The 19,069-nt window shown below is 72.7% G+C and carries 17 protein-coding genes; 11 read left to right on the plus strand and 6 right to left on the minus strand.

Going from position 1 to position 19,069, the window contains the following annotated elements; translation table 11 throughout:
- The first annotated feature begins 57 nt into the window (after positions 1–57).
- A complete protein-coding gene (locus tag DRV96_RS05100) occupies positions 58–1,059 on the plus strand; it encodes a Bug family tripartite tricarboxylate transporter substrate binding protein (protein WP_119288483.1) in 1,002 nt (333 codons plus the stop codon).
- Positions 1,060–1,161: 102 nt separating this feature from the next.
- Entirely contained in the window at positions 1,162–2,103 is a 942-nt protein-coding gene (locus tag DRV96_RS05105; RefSeq protein ID WP_235823292.1) for a helix-turn-helix domain-containing protein, read from the plus strand.
- 9 nt (positions 2,104–2,112) lie between these two features.
- Here the strand turns inward: DRV96_RS05105 and DRV96_RS05110 are convergent, their stop codons facing one another.
- Positions 2,113–3,024: a LysR family transcriptional regulator gene (locus tag DRV96_RS05110; protein WP_119288486.1), complete on the minus strand. Its 912-nt coding sequence runs from the start codon at positions 3,022–3,024 to the stop codon at positions 2,113–2,115.
- A 123-nt stretch (positions 3,025–3,147) separates the two neighbouring features.
- On the opposite strand from DRV96_RS05110, the gene gcl reads away from it, so the two are divergent.
- From gcl to DRV96_RS05150, 8 genes are all read left to right on the plus strand, one after another.
- On the plus strand, positions 3,148–4,938 hold the full coding sequence (gene gcl / locus DRV96_RS05115) for a glyoxylate carboligase (RefSeq protein WP_119288488.1): 1,791 nt from the start codon (positions 3,148–3,150) through the stop codon (positions 4,936–4,938).
- Between the two features lie 11 nt (positions 4,939–4,949).
- On the plus strand, positions 4,950–5,729 hold the full coding sequence (hyi, locus tag DRV96_RS05120; protein ID WP_119288490.1) for a hydroxypyruvate isomerase: 780 nt from the start codon (positions 4,950–4,952) through the stop codon (positions 5,727–5,729).
- Positions 5,730–5,754: 25 nt separating this feature from the next.
- Positions 5,755–6,654, plus strand: a complete 900-nt coding sequence (gene glxR, locus DRV96_RS05125) for a 2-hydroxy-3-oxopropionate reductase (protein WP_119288493.1) — start codon at positions 5,755–5,757, stop codon at positions 6,652–6,654.
- A gap of 2 nt (positions 6,655–6,656) precedes the next feature.
- Complete coding sequence (locus DRV96_RS05130; protein WP_119288495.1) at positions 6,657–7,973, plus strand: glycerate kinase type-2 family protein; 1,317 nt, start codon at positions 6,657–6,659, stop codon at positions 7,971–7,973.
- Positions 7,974–8,086: 113 nt separating this feature from the next.
- Entirely contained in the window at positions 8,087–8,608 is a 522-nt protein-coding gene (locus tag DRV96_RS18750) for a prepilin-type cleavage/methylation domain-containing protein (protein ID WP_210756973.1), read from the plus strand.
- An 18-nt stretch (positions 8,609–8,626) separates the two neighbouring features.
- A complete protein-coding gene (locus DRV96_RS05140; protein WP_119288498.1) occupies positions 8,627–11,461 on the plus strand; it encodes a putative bifunctional diguanylate cyclase/phosphodiesterase in 2,835 nt (944 codons plus the stop codon).
- Between the two features lie 81 nt (positions 11,462–11,542).
- On the plus strand, positions 11,543–12,523 hold the full coding sequence (locus tag DRV96_RS05145; RefSeq protein ID WP_119288500.1) for an aromatic ring-hydroxylating oxygenase subunit alpha: 981 nt from the start codon (positions 11,543–11,545) through the stop codon (positions 12,521–12,523).
- Positions 12,524–12,525: 2 nt separating this feature from the next.
- The gene (locus DRV96_RS05150; protein WP_119288502.1) at positions 12,526–13,587 is read left to right on the plus strand and encodes an adenosine deaminase; all 1,062 of its coding nucleotides are present in this window, start codon (positions 12,526–12,528) and stop codon (positions 13,585–13,587) included.
- 22 nt (positions 13,588–13,609) lie between these two features.
- Here the strand turns inward: DRV96_RS05150 and DRV96_RS17985 are convergent, their stop codons facing one another.
- The 3 genes from DRV96_RS17985 to DRV96_RS05160 all read right to left on the minus strand — a co-directional run bounded on the left by DRV96_RS17985 (position 13,610) and on the right by DRV96_RS05160 (position 16,033).
- Positions 13,610–13,786 (minus strand): hypothetical protein, encoded by a 177-nt coding sequence (locus tag DRV96_RS17985; protein ID WP_162910953.1) that lies wholly within the window; start codon positions 13,784–13,786, stop codon positions 13,610–13,612.
- Positions 13,787–13,873: 87 nt separating this feature from the next.
- Positions 13,874–15,025 carry an alpha-hydroxy acid oxidase gene (locus DRV96_RS05155; RefSeq protein ID WP_119288505.1) on the minus strand — a complete coding sequence of 384 codons (1,152 nt, stop codon included), beginning with the start codon at positions 15,023–15,025 and terminating at the stop codon, positions 13,874–13,876.
- A gap of 81 nt (positions 15,026–15,106) precedes the next feature.
- Positions 15,107–16,033, minus strand: coding sequence for a LysR family transcriptional regulator (locus DRV96_RS05160; protein WP_119288507.1), 927 nt, complete (start codon positions 16,031–16,033; stop codon positions 15,107–15,109).
- 53 nt (positions 16,034–16,086) lie between these two features.
- Here DRV96_RS05160 and DRV96_RS05165 point away from each other — a divergent pair, with 53 nt between their 5' ends.
- On the plus strand, positions 16,087–16,533 hold the full coding sequence (locus DRV96_RS05165; protein WP_119288509.1) for a YbaN family protein: 447 nt from the start codon (positions 16,087–16,089) through the stop codon (positions 16,531–16,533).
- Here the strand turns inward: DRV96_RS05165 and DRV96_RS05170 are convergent, their stop codons facing one another.
- Positions 16,534–17,544 (minus strand): 2-dehydropantoate 2-reductase, encoded by a 1,011-nt coding sequence (locus DRV96_RS05170; protein ID WP_119288510.1) that lies wholly within the window; start codon positions 17,542–17,544, stop codon positions 16,534–16,536. It lies immediately after the preceding gene.
- Complete coding sequence (locus DRV96_RS05175; RefSeq protein WP_119288511.1) at positions 17,541–19,064, minus strand: tripartite tricarboxylate transporter permease; 1,524 nt, start codon at positions 19,062–19,064, stop codon at positions 17,541–17,543. Before DRV96_RS05175 ends, DRV96_RS05170 begins: the two co-directional genes overlap by 4 nt.
- Positions 19,065–19,069: the final 5 nt, after the last annotated feature.

Consider the following 19,069-nt stretch of genomic DNA (forward strand, 5'->3'; position numbering starts at 1 on the left):
CGGCCGACTGAGCGCGCCCGCCCCCGACCGACCCCACGACGACAGGAGCCCTTCCCGATGACCCGTCCGACCCCGCGCGATGCGTCGCGCCGCCGCCTCGTCGCCGCCGCCGCCGCGCTGCCGGTGATTGCCGCGCTGCCGCACACCGCGCGCGCGCAGGCGCGCTTTCCCGAGCGGCCGATCACGATCGTCGTGCCGTTCGGCCCCGGCGGCATCGCCGACCTGACGGCGCGCGCCGTCGGCGAGCACATGGCCACGACGCTCGGGCAGTCGGTCGTCATCGACAACAAGCCCAGCGCCGGCGGCATCGTCGCCGCGCAGGCCGTGACCTCGGCCAGGCCCGACGGCCACACGCTGCTGCTGATGAGCAACGCCAACGCGGTCAGCGTCGGGCTGTTCAAGAAGCTGCCGTACGACCCGGTCAAGGACTTCGCGCCGGTGGGCACGCTCGGCTACTTCGACCTCGGCATCTTCGTGCCGGCCAAGTCGCGCTTCGCGACGCTCGCCGACATGGTCGCGTTCGCGAAGGCCAACCCGGGCAAGCTCAACGTCGGCACGATCGCGATCGGCAGCACGCAGCACCTGTCGGCCAAGCTGTTCGAGACGGTGGCCGGCATCGACGCGCTCGTCGTGCCGTACAAGGCCAGCCCGGCGGTGCTCACGGCGCTGCGCGCCGGCGAGATCGACGTCGCGTTCGAGATCGTCGGGCCGATGATGCCGCAGGTCAGCGCCGGCGCCGTCAAGGCGCTGGCCGTCACGTCGAGCCAGCGCAACGCCGCGCTGCCCGAGGTGCCCACCGTCGCGCAGGCCGGCGTGCCCGGCTACGACGTCGCGTCGTGGAATGCGCTCGCGGCGCCGGCGGGCACGCCGGCGGCGGTGATCGACGCGCTGAACAAGGCCGCGCGCGAGGCGATCGCCGCGCCGTCGGTGCGCGAGAAGCTCGGCAAGCTCGGCATGCGGCTGGCCGCGAGCTCGCCGGCCGAGCTGCAGGCGCTGCTGACGAGCGAGATCAAGCGCTGGGGCGACGTGATCCGCGCGGCGAAGATCGAACCCGAATGAACCGGCGCCACCGGTGAGCGTGTGCGGCCCCGCGCCGCGGCGTGTTCGTTGCGCCCCCAGAATCGCGCCATGTCGTCTGCTGCCGCTGGCCGTCGAGCGCCCGTGCCGCCGACACGCGCGCGCGGCGGCGTGCCCGCGTTCGCCTTGTACGGGGAACCGGGTGACCCGGTGCCCGCCGGCGGCGAGATGCTGCACATCGAGCCGATCCAGTCGCGCAGCCGGCTGTACCACTGGGAGATCGACGCCCACGTGCACCGCGGGCTGTACCAGGTGGTGTGGGTCCAGCGCGGCCACGCCGACGTGGACCTCGACGAATCGCACGGCCGCTGCGACGCACCGGCGGCCATCGTGATCCCACCCGGCGTCGTGCACGCGTTCCGCTTCGCGCCCGAGACCGACGGTTTCGTGCTGACGATGGGCCCGCGCTCGCTCGTCGAGGGCGACCTGCCCGCCGCCGGCGAGGCGCTGCACACGCTGTTCGCCGCGCCGCGCGTGCTCGCGTTCGACGCGCAGGCCCCCGACACGCAGCGCACCGCGGCGCTGCTCGACGCGCTGCTGGCCGAGTTCCGTGCGCCGGGCACGGCCGGGGCGCCGGTGCCGGTGTGGCTCGCGCGTGCGGCCGTGTGGCGGCTGGCGCAGCTGACCGCACAGGCGCAGCGCGACGCGCGCCCCGAGCGCGGCCGCGCGCGCCCCGAGCGCGGCCGCGCGCGCCCGCACCGCGCGCTGTTCGCGCGCTTCCTCGCGCTCGTCGAGGCGCACCACCTCGAGCACTGGCCGGTGAGCCGCTACGCGTCGCAGCTGGGCCTGTCGCCGGCGCGGCTGAACCGCCTCGCGCGCGCCGAGACCGGATTGAGCGCGCAGGCCGTCGTGCACGACCGCCTGCTGCGCGAAGCGTGCCGGCGTCTCGTCTACGTCGCGGCGCCGGTGTCGCGGCTGGCTTTCGAGCTCGGCTTCGACGACCCGGCCTACTTCAGCCGCTTCTTCAAGCGCGGCACCGGGCTGGCGCCGAGCGCGTACCGCGAGCGACACGCCACGCCGCACTGACACGCCGGCTCAGCCGGCCTCGCGCGCCCACCAGCGGTCGGGAAACTGGCCCTGCAGCCAGTCGACGAAGCCGCGCACCTTGGTCGGCACCAGCTTCGGCGACGTGTAGACGGCGTGGATCTCCTGCACCGGCAGCGTCCAGTCGGTCAGCAGCGGCTGCACGGCGCCGTCGCGCACCGACGCGTGCGCGACGTACCACGGCAGCACGGCCAGGCCCATGCCGGCGCGCGTCGCCGCGAGGATCGCCGACAGGTTGTTGCTGCGCAGCGGCCCGCGCACCGGCACCTGCAGCGTGCGCCCGTCGGCACCGCTGAAGTGCCAGCGCTCGTCGCCCTGCACGCTGCTGTAGATCAGCGCGTCGTGCTGCGCGAGTTCACCGGGGTGCGCCGGGGTGCCGCGCCGCGCGAGGTACGCCGGCGCGGCGACGAGCACCCACGGGTTGACGCCGAGGTAGCGCGCGCCGAGCTGCGAGTCGGCGAGCCGTCCCATGCGGATCGCGAGGTCGATGCCCTGCTCGACGAGGTTGACGTAGCGGTCGTCGAAGCCGAGGTCGACCTGCAGCCCCGGGTGCTGCTGCATGAAGCGCAGCACCAGCGGCGTCAGCACGCGCCGGCCGAACGCGACCGACGTGCTGATGCGCAGCACCCCCTGCACGCGCGAGGCCATCAGCGACGCGAGGCTGTCGGCCTCGTCGAGCTCGTGCGCGATCGCCTTGCACTTGTCGTAGTACGCCGCGCCGACCTCGGTCGGCGTCACACCGCGCGTGCTGCGGTGGAACAGCCGCGCCCCGAGCTTGGCTTCGAGCGCGGCGACATGCTTCGTCGCGGTCGGCTGCGTGATGCCGAGGTCGGCCGCGGCGCGGCTGAAGCTGCCGGTCTCGACGACGCGGATGAACAGCCGGATGCCAGTGACGCGGTCCATGGCGCATCGTAGCGTCAGCCATTCCACCACGGAATAGCAGCTCTGCCCGCCGTGGCGTTCCGTTGCCGCGCGCGCGCCGCGACGATCGCACCCGTCCGTTCCACAGGCTCGAAGGAGACGCTCATGGCGAAGATGAGGGCGGCGATGGCCGCCGTGCTCGTGATGGAGAAGGAAGGCGTGACCAACGCCTTCGGCGTGCCCGGCGCGGCGATCAACCCGCTGTACGCGGCGCTGCGCGAGCGGCAGAGCATCGCCCACGTGCTCGCGCGCCACGTCGAGGGCGCGTCGCACATGGCCGAGGGCTACACGCGCGCGAAGGCGGGGAACATCGGCGTGTGCATCGGCACCTCGGGGCCGGCCGGCACCGACATGATCACCGGGCTGTACTCGGCCAGCGCCGACTCGATCCCGATCCTTTGCATCACCGGCCAGGCGCCGCGCGCGCGGCTGTACAAGGAAGACTTCCAGGCGGTGGACATCGAGGCCATCGCCAAGCCGGTGACCAAGTGGGCCGTCACGGTGCGCGAGCCGGCACAGGTGCCGCGCGCGTTCCAGCAGGCCTTCCACCTGATGCGCTCGGGCCGCGCGGGGCCGGTGCTGATCGACCTGCCGTTCGACGTGCAGATGGCCGAGATCGAGTTCGACATCGACACCTACGAGCCGCTGCCGGTCTACAAGCCCGCGGCGACGCGCAGGCAGGTCGAGAAGGCGCTCGACATGCTGCTCGCCGCCGACAAGCCGCTGATCGTCGCCGGCGGGGGCATCATCAACGCCGATGCGAGCGACCTGCTCGTCGAGTTCGCCGAGACGCTCGGCGTGCCGGTGATCCCGACGCTGATGGGCTGGGGCGCGATCCCCGACGACCACCCGCTGATGGCCGGCATGGTCGGTCTGCAGACGAGCCACCGCTACGGCAACGCGACGATGCTCGCGAGCGACTTCGTGCTCGGCATCGGCAACCGCTGGGCCAACCGCCACACCGGCTCGGTCGAGGTCTACACGAAGGGCCGCAAGTTCGTCCACGTCGACATCGAGCCGACGCAGATCGGCCGCGTGTTCATGCCCGACTACGGCATCGTGTCCGACGCGAAGGCGGCGCTCGAGCTGTTCGTGCAGGTCGCCAAGGAGCGCAAGGCCGCCGGCGCGCTGAAGGACTATTCGGACTGGGCGTTCCGCTGCGCCGAGCGCAAGCGGCTGATGCTGCGCAAGTCGCACTTCGAGCAGATCCCGATCAAGCCGCAGCGCGTCTACGAGGAGATGAACAAGGCCTTCCCGCGCGACACGATCTACGTGACGACGATCGGTCTTTCGCAGATCGCCGGCGCGCAGTTCCTGCACGTCTACGGCCCGCGCCAGTGGATCAACTGCGGCCAGGCCGGACCGCTGGGCTGGACGATCCCCGCGGCGCTCGGCGTCGTTGCCGCCGACCCGACGCGCACCGTCGTCGGCCTCGCGGGCGATTACGACTTCCAGTTCCTGATCGAGGAGCTCGCGGTCGGCGCGCAGTTCCGGCTGCCCTACGTGCAGGTCCTCGTCAACAACAGTTACCTCGGGCTGATCCGGCAGGCGCAGCGCGGCTTCGACATGGACTACTGCGTGCAGCTCGCGTTCGAGAACCAGAACGTCGACGACCCGGCGCTGCAGGGCTACGGCGTCGACCACCAGAAGGTCGTCGAGGGGCTGGGCTGCAAGGCGCTGCGCGTGACCGACCCCGAGAAGATCGAAGCTGCTTTGCGCGAGGCGCAGCAGTTGGCGCGGCAACACCGGGTGCCGGTCGTGGTGGAATGCATCCTCGAGAAGGTGACCAACATCGCAATGGGCACCGAGATCGACGCGATCAACGAATTCGAGGAGATCGACTGCCGCCACCCCGCTGGCCGGGAGGGCCTGGTGGCCGCCGGCCTGCTCGACTGAAGGAGACGACGATGCCGCGCTTCGCCGCCAACCTGACGATGCTGTTCAACGAGGTGCCGTTCCTCGACCGCTTCGAGCGCGCGGCCAGGGCCGGCTTCGACGCCGTCGAGTTCCTGTTCCCGTACGCGTTCCCCGCCGCCGAGATCAAGACCCGGCTCGACGCGCACGGCCTGAAGCTCGTGCTGCACAACCTGCCCGCCGGCGACTGGGACGCCGGCGAGCGCGGCATCGCGTGCCACCCCGACCGCGTCGCCGAATTCCGCGCCGGCGTCGGCAAGGCCATCGAGTACGCGGCCGCGCTCGGTGTGCCGCAGCTCAACTGCCTCGCGGGCAAGGCGCCGGCCGGCGTCGACGATGCGACGCTGCGCGCGACCTTCATCGACAACCTGAAGTACGCCGCCGCCGAGCTGAAGAAGGCCGGGCTGAAGCTGCTCGTCGAGCCGATCAACACCTACGACATCCCGGGCTTCTGGCTCAACCGCACCGCGCAGGCGATCGCGATCCTCGACGAGGTCGGCGCCGACAACGCCTTCGTGCAGTACGACGTCTACCACGCGCAGCGCATGGAAGGCGAGATCGCCGCGACGCTCGAGAAGCAGCTGGCGCGCATCGCGCACGTCCAGATCGCCGACAACCCCGGCCGCCACGAGCCCGGTACCGGTGAGCTGAACTGGGCCTTCCTGTTCGCGCACCTCGACCGCATCGGCTACCGCGGCTGGATCGGCTGCGAGTACAAGCCGGCGACGACGACCGAGGCGGGCCTCGGCTGGCGCCAGGCCTTCGCCCACTGACCCGATTCCGAAGGAGGAGCTCCCGATGACGACCACCCCGCTCAAGCTCGGCTTCATCGGCCTGGGCATCATGGGCGCGCCGATGTGCGGCCACCTGATCCGCGCCGGGCACCAGCTGTTCGTGCACACGCGCAGCAAGGTGCCGCCCGAGATCGCCGAGTCGAGCGCGACGCAGTGCACGACACCCAAGGGTGTGGCCGAGCGCGCCGACATCGTGTTCACGATGGTGCCCGACACCCCCGACGTCGAGGCCGTGCTGTTCGGCAAGAACGGCGTCGCCGAGGGCCTGTCGCGCGGCAAGGTCGTCGTCGACATGAGCTCGATCAGCCCGATCGCGACCAAGGAGTTCGCGAAGAAGGTCAACGCGCTCGGCTGCGACTACCTCGACGCGCCGGTCTCGGGCGGCGAAGTCGGCGCCAAGGCCGCGTCGCTGACGATCATGGTCGGCGGCCCCGAAGCCGCGTTCGAGCGCGTCAAGCCGCTGTTCGAGCTGATGGGCAAGAACATCACGCTGGTGGGCGGCAACGGCGACGGGCAGACGACCAAGGTCGCCAACCAGATCATCGTCGCGCTGAACATCGCCGCGGTGGGCGAAGCGCTCGTGTTCGCGAGCAAGGCCGGCGCCGACCCGGCCAAGGTGCGCCAGGCGCTGATGGGCGGCTTCGCGAGCAGCCGCATCCTCGAGGTGCACGGCGAGCGCATGATCAAGCGCACGTTCAACCCGGGATTCCGCATCGAGCTGCACCAGAAGGACCTGAACCTCGCGCTGCAGGGCGCCAAGGCGCTCGGTGTCGCGCTGCCGAACACCGCCAACGCGGCGCAGCTGATGCAGGCCTGCGCGGCGCACGGCATGGCCGGCCTCGACCACTCGGCGCTGGTGCGTGCGCTCGAGATCCTCGCCAACCACGAGGTCGCGAAGGCCTGACGATGACGCTCGACCCGCGCCGTGACCCACGCGGGTTCCTGCGCGCGCTGTACGACGCGGCGGTGCAGCGTGCGCTGCCGCAGGCCGTGACGGCGCCGTTCCTGCCCCCGCCGCCGAAGAAAGGCCGCACGCTCGTGCTCGGCGCCGGCAAGGCCGGCGGCGCGATGGCCGCGGCCGTCGATTCGCTGTGGCCCGCTGACGCACCGCTGTCGGGGCTGGTCGTCACGCGCTACGGGCACGTGCCGCCGGCGTACCGGGCCCGCCCGGGGCGCATCGACGTCGTCGAGGCGGCGCACCCGGTGCCCGACGAGGCCGGGCGGCGCGCCGCGCAGCGCATCGTCGAGCTCGCGTGCGGCCTCACCGCCGACGACCTCGTGCTGTGCCTGATCTCGGGCGGCGGCTCGGCGCTGCTGAGCCTGCCGGCGCCCGGGCTCACGTTCGAGGACAAGCAGGCCGTCAACCGCGCGCTGCTGCAGTCCGGCGCCGCGATCGACGAGATGAACTGCGTGCGCAAACACCTCTCGGCGATCAAGGGCGGGCGGCTCGCGGCGCGGTGCGCGCCGGCCCGGGTCGTCACGCTGGCGATCAGCGACGTGCCCGGCGACGACCCCGCGGTCATCGCCAGCGGCCCGACGGTGCCCGATGCGACCACCTGCGCCGACGCGCTGGCGATCCTCGCGCGCTACGGCATCGACGTGCCGGGCGCCGCGCGCGCGGGGCTCGAAAGCGGCGCGTTCGAGACACCCAAGCCCGGCGATGCGCGCTTCGCCGGCCACGAGGTGCACCTGATCGCGACACCGCAGCAAAGCCTCGAGGCCGCCGCGGCGCTCGCGCGGCGGCACGGTGTGGCCGCGCACGTCCTCAGCGACGAGATCGAAGGCGAGAGCCGCGAGGTCGGCAAGGTGCACGCGGCGCTGGCGCGCGCGGTGGCGCGCCGCGGCGAGCCGTTCGCAGCGCCGTGCGTGATCCTCAGCGGCGGCGAGACGACGGTGACGGTGCGCCCGGCCGCCGCAGGCACGCCCCCCGGGCGCGGCGGGCGCGCCACCGAATTCCTGCTCGGCTGCGCGATCGCGCTGCACGGCCAGCCCGGCGTGCACGTGCTCGCCGCCGACACCGACGGCATCGACGGCGTCGAGGACAACGCCGGCGCCGTCGTCGCGCCCGACACGCTCGCGCGCGCCGCCGCGCGGGGGCTCAAGGCCGGCGACTTCCTCGACCGCCACGACGCCTATTCGTTCTTCGCCGCGCTCGACGACCTCGTCGTCACCGGGCCGACCTACACCAACGTCAACGACTTCCGCGCGCTGCTGGTGGCCTGAGGCCGCAGCCTCACGCTGCGGCGCGTGACGTATGGCACGCACGCCCCCGCATGCGCACGCACGTGCGTCGCCGCGGTCAAGACCGCGCGTCGACGGTCGATACCCCCGGGGCAATGAGGGAGACAGCGACACCCCGGGAGGGACGCGTCGGCGCCGCGCGCGCGCCCGGCGGCGGGGCATCGCGGCGCGCGCGCGGGTTCACGGTCGTCGAACTCGGGCTCGTCGTGGCGCTGCTGGCCGTGCTGGCGGCGATCGCGCTGCCGGCGTACCAGGACCATCGCGAGCGCGTGCACCGTGCGCAGGCCGTGACCGACATCGCCGCGATGCAGGCGCTGATCGCCCACTACCAGCTCGAGCACCGCGAGCTGCCGGCGTCGCTGGCCGACGTCGGGCAGGGCGGCCGGCTCGACCCCTGGGGCCGGCCCTATGTCTACGTCGACGTCTCGGGCAAGGGCGGCAAGGGCAAGGCGCGCAAGGACCGCAAGCTCAACCCGCTGAACACCGACTTCGACCTCTACAGCGTCGGACGCGACGGCGTCTCGAAGCCGCAGGTCAGTCACAGGGACAGCGCCGACGACGTGCTGCGCGCGCTCGACGGCGACTTCATCGGCGTCGGCGCCGACTTCACGCGCTGACGCGCAGCAGGCGGCGCGATGTTCGACCGCACCTTCCTGCGCAGCCGCGTCGCGCGCCGCATCTTCGGCCTGTTCCTCGTCTCGGCCTTCGTGCCGGTGCTCGTGCTCGCGCTGCTGGCCTGGCACCAGGTGCGGCAGACCAACGAAACGCACGCGCGCCAGCACCTGCAGGCGCGCGCGGGCGCCTACGCGCGCGCACTGCACGAGCGCCTGCTCAACGCCGGGCTCGCGCTGCGTGCGCTCGCCGAGTCGCCGCTGGACCTCGCGACCGTGCTGCAGGGAGGCGGCCTGCACGAGGAAGTCGTCTTCCGCCGCGTGATCCGCGTCGCGCCGCCGCGCGGCGGCGACGTCGGCCCCGCCGCGACGGCCGACTGGATGCCGGCCGCCCCGTCGGACCACGAGTGGCTGCACCTGGCCGGCGGCCGGGCCGTGCTGCGTGCGCCGACGACGCGCAACGGCGCGCCGTGGCTCGGCGTCGCCGTCGACCCCGCCGATCCCGCCCGCGGGCTGCTGTGGGCCGAGCTCGGCCTGGACTTCCTGTGGGAGACCGACGAGGCCCTGGGCTCCAACGTCGAGGTCTGCGTCGCACAGGCCGCGCAGGTGCTGCACTGCTCGGACCCGGCGCATGCGCACGTCGCACTCGCGCTCGACGGCACGGCCGACGGTGCGCCAGCGCTCGTCGACGGGATGGACGTCGTCGCGCGCTCGGTGCCGCTGAAGGCCGCGTTCGACGCGCCGCCGTGGCGCGTCGTCTTCATGCACCCGCGCGAAGGCGCCGGCGCGACGACGCTCGCCGACGCATGGCGCCTGGGCGCGATGGTGCTGTTCACGCTGCTGCTCGTCGCGTGGCTGAGCGTGCTGCAGATCCGCCGCACGCTGGTGCCGATCGACCGCCTGATCGAAGGCGCCCGGCGCTTCGCGAAGCAGCGCTTCGACGAGCCGGTGGCGATCGACGACGAGCGCGACGAGTTCGGCCAGCTCGCCAGGGCGCTCAACGGGATGGCGCGCCAGCTCGGCACGCGCATCGAGGCGATGCGCGTGCTGGCCGACATCGACCGCGAGCTGCTCGCCGGGCTCGACCTCGATCGCGTGCGCGAGCGGGTGGCGCGGCGCATCGAGAAACTGCTGCCCGGCGCGCAGGTGCGCGTGCTCGCGACGCGCGACGACGAACCTCGCGCTGGCGGCGGCACGTGGAACGGCGCCGCCCCCGACGGCGATGCCGTCACGGCGCCGCCGCGCGCGCTGATCGCGACGCTGACGCTGCGCGCGGCGCTGTGGCTGCGCCGCGACGACGGCACGGCCGCCGACGAGCCGTGGGCGCCAGCCTCGGCGTGGAGCGACGCGCTGCTCGCACAGCTCGGGCTCGAGCGCGGCCTCGTGCTGCCGGCGCTGTGGCGCGACCGCGTCTGCGCGCTCGTCGCCGTCGCCGGCGTCGAGCCGGCGCAGGTCGGCGACTCGGTGCTGCGCCAGCTGCGCGAACTGACCGACCGCGTCGCCGTCGCGTTCGCGGCGCGCGCGCGCGAGCGCATGCTCGAACACCAGGCCAGCCACGACATGCTCACCGGGCTGCCGAACCGCATGCTGCTGAAGGACCGCGTCGAGCGCGACATCGCGGCGGCGCGCCGCAACCAGCAGCGCGTGGCGCTGCTGTTCATCGACCTCGACCGCTTCAAGCAGGTCAACGACACGCTCGGCCACGGCGTCGGCGACGCGCTGCTGACGCAGGCCGTGCAACGGCTGCGCGCCTGCGTGCGCGACAGCGACACGATCGGCCGCCTCGGCGGCGACGAGTTCGCGATCGCGCTGCCCGGGCTGCGCACGCCGCACGACGCCGCGCGCGTGGCCGACCAGGTCGTCGCGACGCTGTCGGCGCCGTTTCGCGTCGGCCACCAGGAGTGCTTCATCGGCGCGAGCGTCGGCGTCGCGATGTACCCGGACGACGGCAAGGGCTTCGACGAGCTGCTCGCGCACGCCGACATCGCGATGTACCGCGCCAAGGGCGCGGGCCGCGGCTGCGTCGTGTTCTTCGAGGCCGAGATGAACGCGCACGAGCGCGACCGCCGGCAGCTGGCGCACGACCTGCGCCGCGCGATCGAGCGGCGCGAGCTCGAGGTGCACTTCCAGCCGCGCGTCGACGCGGCGAGCGGGCGCGTCGTCTCGGCCGAGGCGCTGGTGCGCTGGACGCACCCGCAGCTCGGCGCCGTGCCGCCGGCGCGCTTCGTGCCGATCGCCGAGGAGGTCGGGCTGATCGACGCGCTCGGCGAGCACGTGCTCGCGCAGGCCTGCCAGCGCGTGGCGGCATGGCGGCGCGCCGGCTGCCGTGTCGACCGTGTGTCGGTCAACGTGTCGGCGCGCCAGCTGCGCGGCGGCCAGCTGCTGCACGTGGTGCGCCGCGAGCTGCGCGCCGCCGCGCTGCCGCCCGACACGCTCGAGCTCGAGGTCACCGAAGGCACGATCGTCGATGCGAGCGCCGCCGTCACCGAGCTGCTGCACACGCTGCGCGCCGACGGCGTGCGCATCGCGCTCGACGACTTCGGCACCGGCTACTCGTCGATGAGCTACCTGCGGCGGCTGCCGACCGACGTCATCAAGGTCGACCGCAGCTTCGTCGCCGAGATGGCCGACGACCCGCGCGCGCTGAGCATCGTCGGCGCCATCGTCGCGATGGCCCAGGCGCTGGGCATGAGCGTGACCGCCGAGGGCGTCGAGACGCAGGCGCAGGCCGAGCTGCTCGTCGGCCTCGGTGTCGACGAGCTGCAGGGCTACCTGTACGGGCGGCCGATGCCGGCGGGCGACTTCTCGACGCGACTCGAGCGCGTCAGCACCGTCGAGGCGGCCGCGCTGCCGGCCTGAGCACGCGCCGGCCGGCCGTCGACGCTCGGGCCGGAGGCTAAGATGGCTGCGTGCCCCGCATCGCGCGGAGCCGCCACGCTCATGACGACCTGCCCGACCCCCGAATCCTCCTGGTGGCTGCCGGTGGCCGCAGTGTCCGACGTGAACGGCGGCGGCCCGCTGGCCGTCACGCGGTGCGACCAGCCGCTCGTACTGTGGCACGACGGCGCCGAACTGCGCGCCTTCACCGACCGCTGCCCGCACCGCGGCGCGCGTCTGTCGATGGGACGCGTGCACGGCGGCCAGCTCGAGTGCCCATACCACGGCTGGCGCTTCGGCGGCGACGGCCGCTGCCGCCACGTGCCGGCGCTGCCCGACTTCACGCCACCGGCCGGCCACGCGGCGCACGCCTGGCAGGTGCGCGAGGCGCACGGGCTGTGCTGGGTCGCGCCCGCCGGGGCGAGCGCCGAGCCGCCGCACGCGCCACCGCTACTGGCCGACCTGCCGGCGCGCCGGCTGCTGTGCGGGCCATACGACGTGGCCACCAGCGCGCCGCGCGTGGTCGAGAACTTCCTCGACACCGCGCACTTCGGCCTCGTGCACGAAGGCTGGCTGGGTGCGCGCGATCACCTGCGGGTGCCCGACTACCAGGTCGTGCCCGACGCACACGGCCGCCCCGGCGTGCCCGACTACCGCGCGTGGCAGCCGCGCGCCAGCGCCGTCGCGGGCGCTGGCGCCTGGGTCGCCTACCGCTACCAGGTGCTGTCGCCGTACAGCGCACTGCTGACCAAGAAGGCCGAGGGCGACGCGCCGCAGGAGGCCTACGCGCTGTGGGCCTGCCCGACCGAGCCCGACCGCTGCCGCGTGTGGTTCACGATCTTCACCAGCGACGACACGCTGCCCGACGACGCGCTCGTCGCGTTCCAGGACACGATCTTCAGCCAGGACCGCCCGGTGCTCGAGTCGCAGCACCCGCGCCTGCTGCCGGTCTCCGGCGGCGAGCTGCATTGCGCGGCCGACCGCCTGAGCGTCGCCTACAGGCGCTGGCTGCAGGCGCAGGGCATCACTTTCGGAGTCTGCTGACGATGACGACCCCCGCCCACGACCCGCGCTGGGACGCGCTGCCGCGCGAGCGGCTGCCCGCACTGCTGCGACGCATGCCCAAGGCCGAGCTGCACGTGCACGTCGAGGGCACGCTCGAGCCCGAGCTGATCTTCCGGCTCGCCGAGCGCAACGGCGTGCCGCTCGCGTACCCGAGCGTCGAGGCGCTGCGCGCGGCCTACGCGTTCACCGACTTGCAGAGCTTCCTCGACGTGTATTACGCCGGCGCGAGCGTGCTGCGCCACGAGGCCGACTTCTTCGACATGGCGTGGGCCTACCTCGAGCGCGCCGCAGCCGACAACGTCGTGCACGCCGAGATCTTCTTCGACCCGCAGACGCACACCGCGCGCGGCGTGCCGATCGAGGCCGTCATCGTCGGGCTGCACCACGCGTGCCAGCGCGCGCACCAGGAGTGGGGGCTGAGCGCGAAGCTGATCCTGTGCTTCCTGCGCCACCTGAGCGAAGACGACGCTTTCGCGACGCTCGAGCAGGCGCTGCCCTACCGCGAGCACTTCATCGGCGTCGGGCTCGACAGCAGCGAGCGCGGCCACCCGCCGGCCAAGTTCGCGCGCGTGTTCGCGAAGGCGCGCGAGCTCGGGCTGCACGTCGTCGCCCACGCCGGCGAGGAAGGGCCGGCCGACTACATCCGCGAGGCGCTCGACGTGCTGAAGGTCGAGCGCATCGACCACGGCGTGCGCTGCGTCGACGATGCGGCGCTCGTCGAGCGCCTCGCGCGCGAGCGCGTGCCGCTGACGGTGTGCCCGCTGTCCAACGTCAAGCTGCGCGTGTTCCCGACGCTCGCGCAGCACAACCTGCCCGCGCTGCTCGACGCCGGGCTGTGCGTGACCGTCAACAGCGACGACCCGGCGTACTTCGGCGGCTACGTCGCCGACAACTACGTGCAGACCTTCGCCGCGCTGCCGCAGCTCGGCGCGCGGCACGCGTGGCAGCTGGCGGCGAACGGCTTCGAAGCGAGCTTCGCGAGCGCGGCGCAGAAGCAGCACTGGATCGCCGAGCTCGACCGCAGCTTCGCCGCCGCGGTCTGATCGGCTGCCGCGGTGGCGGTGGTCAGGGCGCGACGGGCCGGGCCGCGCGCGGGCGCAGCCAGCGCCACAGCAGCGATGCGAGTGCGGCGGCGCCGGCCAGCGTTGCCGTATCGACCGTCAGCACCGCGTGGCCAGCCCAGCCGAACAGCGACCACAACGCGAGGAGGACGAGGGCGAGACCCCAGATCAGCAGGTGCATGGCTGGCGTGGGTGATGGCGATGGCCGCGTTGGCCACAACGCGGCAGGCGCGGTTGCGTGCCGCCCACGGGCGACGCACGCCGGCGTTCAGACCGGGTAGGTGCCCGGCAGCAGGATGCGGCGGTCGACGTGCTGGATGTTCGTGTGGCCGCAGAACGCCATCGTCAGGTCGAGCTCCTTGTGGATAATCTCGAGGCACTTCGTGACGCCCGCCTCGCCCATCGCCCCGAGCGCGTAGAGGAAGGCGCGCCCGATGTAGGTGCCGCGTGCGCCGAGCGCCCAGGCCTTGAGCACGTCCTGGCCGCTGCGGATGCCGCCGTCCATGTGGACCTCGATCTTCGAACCCACTGCATCGACGATCGCCGGCAGCGCCTCGATGCTCGACGGCGCGCCGTCGAGCTGGCGCCCGCCGTGGTTGCTGACGATCAGCGCGTCGGCGCCCGAGTCGGCGGCGAGCTTCGCGTCCTCGACGTCGAGGATGCCCTTGAGGATCAGCTTGCCGCCCCAGCGCTTCTTGATCCACTCGACGTCGCCCCAGTTGAGCTTGGGGTCGAACTGCTTGGCGGTCCACTCCGACAGGCTGCCCATGTCGCCGACGCCCTTGACGTGGCCGACGATGTTGCCGAACTGCCGGCGCTTGGTGCCGAGCATGCCCAGGCACCAGCGCGGCTTGGTCGCGAGGTTGATCAGGTTCGCCAGCGTGGGCTTCGGCGGCGCGCTCAGCCCGTTTTTCAGGTCCTTGTGGCGCTGGCCGAGGATCTGCAGGTCCAGCGTCAGCACGAGCGCGTCGCAGCCGGCCGCCTTCGCGCGGTCGATCAGCCGCTCGATGAAGTCGCGGTCGCGCATCACGTAGAGCTGGAACCAGAACGGCTGCGTCGTGTGCGCGGCGATGTCCTCGATCGAGCAGATGCTCATCGTCGACAGCGTGAAGCGGATGCCGAACTTCTCGGCCGCCCGCGCGGCCAGGATCTCGCCGTCGGCGTGCTGCATGCCCGTGAGCCCCGTCGGCGCGAGCGCCACCGGCATCGTCACCGGCACGCCGACCATCTTGGTGGCCGTCGTGCGGTTCTCCATGTTGACCGCCACGCGCTGGCGCAGCTTGATCTTGCGGAAGTCGCTCTCGTTGGCGCGGTAGGTGCTCTCGGTCCACGAGCCGCTGTCGGCGTAGTCGTAGAACATGCGCGGCACGCGCTTCCTGGCCAGCACGCGCAGGTCTTCGATGTTCGTGATCACGGGCATCGCGCGGTCTCCTCGGGGTGAATCGGGCATCGAACGGCCGCGATGCTACCGACACCGCCGCAGGCGCCGGCGGAAAGATGTTCAGCGCTGGGCGGAACGTGCGGCGCGCAAGGCCTCGCGGGCGTCGGCCTCGACGTCGCGGCACACGCCGGCCAGCCACTGCACGAAGTCGGCCGCGGCGTCGCCGCCGCCTTGCGCGCGCACGTGGTACGCGTGCGCGGGCTCGGCGTCGACGTCGAACAGCGGCACCAGCGCGCCGGCGGCCAGCCACCGGCGCGCCAGCGTGGGCCGCGCCAGCGCGACGCCCTGCGCGCTGACGGCGGCCTCGAGCACCATGCCGAGGTCGACCAGGCGCGGGCCGTGCGCGGGCTCGGGCCAGTCGAGCCCGGCAGCGCGCAGCCACGGTCCCCACGGCTCGAGCGGCGTGCGCAGCAGCGGCGCGTGCGCGAGGTCGGCCGGCCGGCGCAGCGGCGGCAGGCGGTGCAGCAGCGCCGGCGCAGCCAGCGGACGCACGCGGTCGCGCAGCAACACGGCGCCGCCGGTGGTGCGTGCATCGCCGCTGCGCACCTCGACGTCGGCGTCGGCCGGCGAGATGTCGAGGAACGGGATCGACAGCACCACCTCGAGCTCGACGTCGGGACGCGCGCGCGTGAACCCCTCGAGTGCCGGCACCAGCACCTCGCGCGCGAAGGTGGGCGGCGCGCACACGCGCAGCCGCTGCATGCGCTGCGCGCTGCGCCGGTGCAGCGGCACCGCAGCGAGCAGCCCGAGTGCCGCGCGCACCTGCCCGAGGTATTCCTTGCCGGCGGCGGTCAGCTGCAACCCGCGACCACGCCGGTCGAACAGCGCGGTGCCGAGCAGATCCTCGAGGGTGGCCACACGCTTGGCCACCGCGCTGGCGGTGACGGCGAGCTCGTCGGCGGCGCGCTCGAACGTGCCCAGCCGCGCCGCCGCCTCGAAGGCGCGCAGACCGTCGATCGAGGGGAAGCGCACGGCGTCGTCGCTCATGAGGCGAGTCTAGGCGCGCGCGCCGCTGGCCGGGCTGCGGCTACGATCGTGCGATGCAAGACGGCGGGGCGTCCCCGCAGGTTCCGGTGCGCGGTCCGGTGCCGCGTCCGTGGTGGCAGCGCGTGCTGTGGCTGGCCGCCGGCACGCTGGCAATGGCCGCCGGCATCGTCGGCATCTTCGTGCCGCTGCTGCCGACGACGCCGCTGGTGATCCTCGCGGCGTGGTGCTTCTCGCGCGGCTGCCTGCGCTGCGAGCGCTGGCTGCTCGCGCACCCGCGCCTGGGCCCGATGGTGCGCGACTGGCGCCGCGACCGCGTGATCCCGCGCCGCGCCAAGTGGCTGGCCTACGCGATGATGACGGTGGGCAGCCTGTGGGGCTGGTTCGCGATGCCGCCGGCGATCCGCTGGATCCCCGCCGTCAGCTGCGCGGCGGTGGCGTGGTGGATGTCGCGCCAGCCGAGCGTGGCGCCAGCGCATCCGCGCGAGCCGGCGGCGCGCTGATCAGGCCAGCGGCTGGATCTGCAGCCTGCCGTGCTGCGCCTGCAGCGTGCGCTGCAGCAGCTGGACCGCGGCGTAGATGGCCTCGATCGTCGGCGTCGGCACACCGGTGATGCGGCCGAGCTCGACGACGGCGCCGACCAGTGCTTCGAGTTCGAGCGCGCGGCCGGCCTCGACGTCCTGCAGCATCGAGGTCTTGTGCGCGCCGACCGCCTCGGCACCGGCGATGCGCTGCTCGAGCCCGATCTTGAAGCGCACGCCCAGCGCCTCGGCCACCGCCTGCGCCTCGGCCATCATGCGCGCGGCGAGCGCGCGCGTCGGCGGGAAGCGGCAGATGTCCTCGAGCATCGCGTGCGTCAGCGCCGAGATCGGGTTGAAGCTGAGGTTGCCCCACAGCTTGACCCAGATCTCGCCGCGGATGTCCTTGCTGACCGGCGCCTTGAAGCCGGCGCGGATCATCGCCTGCGACAGCGCCTCGATGCGCTCGCTGCGGCTGCCGTCGGGCTCGCCGAGCGTGAAGCGGTTGCCCTCGATGACCCTGACGACGCCGGGCTCGACGAGCTCGGCTGCCGGGTAGACGACGCTGCCGATGATGCGCTCGGGCTCGATGTGCGCGGCGATCGCGCCGCCGGGGTCGACGCTGTCGAGCCGGCGGCCCTCGTAGGGACCGGCGAGCTTGTGGAAGTACCACCACGGCACGCCGTTGATCATCGTGACGACCATCGTCTGCGGGCCGAACAGCGCGCGCAGGTCGGGCAGCAGGTCGCGCACCTGATGCGCCTTGACGGTCAGCAGCACCGCGTCCTGCGGGTCGGCGTCGGCGTAGCGCTCGACGGCGCGCACGTCGCGCGCGTGCGCGAGGCTGCCGTCTTCGAGGATCAGGCGGAAGCCGTGGGCGTTGATCGCCTCGAGGTTCTTGCGCCGCGCGATGAACGTGACCTGCTCGCCCGCGAGCGCGAGCCTGGCGCCCAGGTAGCCGCCGATCGCGCCGGCGCCGACGACGGCGATCTTCATGGCGCGGCCCGCCCGTCGGCCAGCATCTCGCGCCGGCGCAGCGCCGACTTGGCGGCGCCGAACAGCGGCCACGCGAGCATCACGACCGCCAGCCCCGCGATGCTGCCCACCAGCGGGTTGCTCCAGAAGATCGCGAGCGACCCGTCGCTGAGCAGCATCGACTGGCGGAAGCTCGACTCGGCCATCTTGCCGAGCACGAGCGCGAGCACCAGCGGCGCCAGCGGGTACTTCAGTTTCTTGAACAGGTAGCCGAGCACGCCGAACACCAGCATCGCGTAGACGTCGAACATCGAATTGTTGACCGTGTAAGCGCCGATGGCGCAGATCACGATGATCACCGGGCCGATCACCGAGAACGGGATGCGCAGTATCGCCGCCCACCACGGCACCGTCGTCAGCACGACGATCAGCCCGACGATGTTGCCGATGTACATGCTCGCGATCAGCCCCCAGACGAACTCCTTCTGCTCGACGAACAGCATCGGCCCGGGCTGCAGGCCCCAGATCAGCAGGCCGCCGAGCAGCACCGCCGCCGTCGGCGAGCCGGGGATGCCCAGCGTGAGCATCGGCAGCAGCGCCGAGGTGCCGGCCGCGTGCGCCGCCGTCTCGGGCGCGACGACGCCCTCGATGCGGCCCTTGCCGAACTGCTCGGGGTGCTTCGACATGCGCCGCGCGATGCCGTAGCTCATGAACGACGCCGGCGTCGCGCCGCCGGGCGTGACGCCCATCCAGCAGCCCACGAGCACGCTGCGCAGGAACAGCTTCCAGTGGCGCAGCAGCTCGCGCCAGGTCTGCCACACGACCTGCAGCTTGATCTTCGCGCTCTTGCCCTTGAACGCGAGGCCTTCTTCCATCGTCAGCAGGATCTCGCCGATGCCGAACAGGCCGATCACCGCGATCAGGAAGTCGAAGCCCTTGAGCAGCTCCGGAAAACCGAACGTCAGCCGCAGGTTGCCGGTGACCGAGTCCATGCCCACCGACGCGAGCGCGAAGCCGAGCATCATCGCGGCGATCGTCTTGGCCGGCGGCTCCTTGCTCAGCCCGACGAAGCTGCAGAACGTCAGCAGCTGCACCGCGAAGAACTCGGGCGGGCCGAACTTGAGCGCGAACTTCGCCACCAGCGGCGCGAGGAACGTGATCAGCAGCACCGCGAAGATCGCGCCGACGAAGCTCGACGTGAACGCCGCCGTCAGCGCCTGCGCGGCACGGCCCTGCTGCGCCATCGGATAGCCGTCGAAGGTCGTCGCCACGCTCCACGGCTCGCCCGGGATGTTGAACAGGATCGACGTGATCGCCCCGCCGAACAGCGCACCCCAGTAGATGCAGCTGAGCATGATGATCGCCGACGTCGGGTTCATGCTGAAGGTCAGCGGCAGCAGGATCGCCACGCCGTTGGCGCCGCCGAGGCCGGGCAGCACGCCGATCAGCACGCCCAGCGTGATGCCAACGAGCATGAAGCCCAGGTTGGGCAGCGTCGCGGCGACGCCGAAGCCGTGCAGCAGGTTCTGGATCTCGTCCACGGCAG

The sequence above is a fragment of the Azohydromonas sediminis genome (assembly GCF_003574675.1).
Classification (GTDB): domain Bacteria; phylum Pseudomonadota; class Gammaproteobacteria; order Burkholderiales; family Burkholderiaceae_C; genus Calidifontimicrobium; species Calidifontimicrobium sediminis.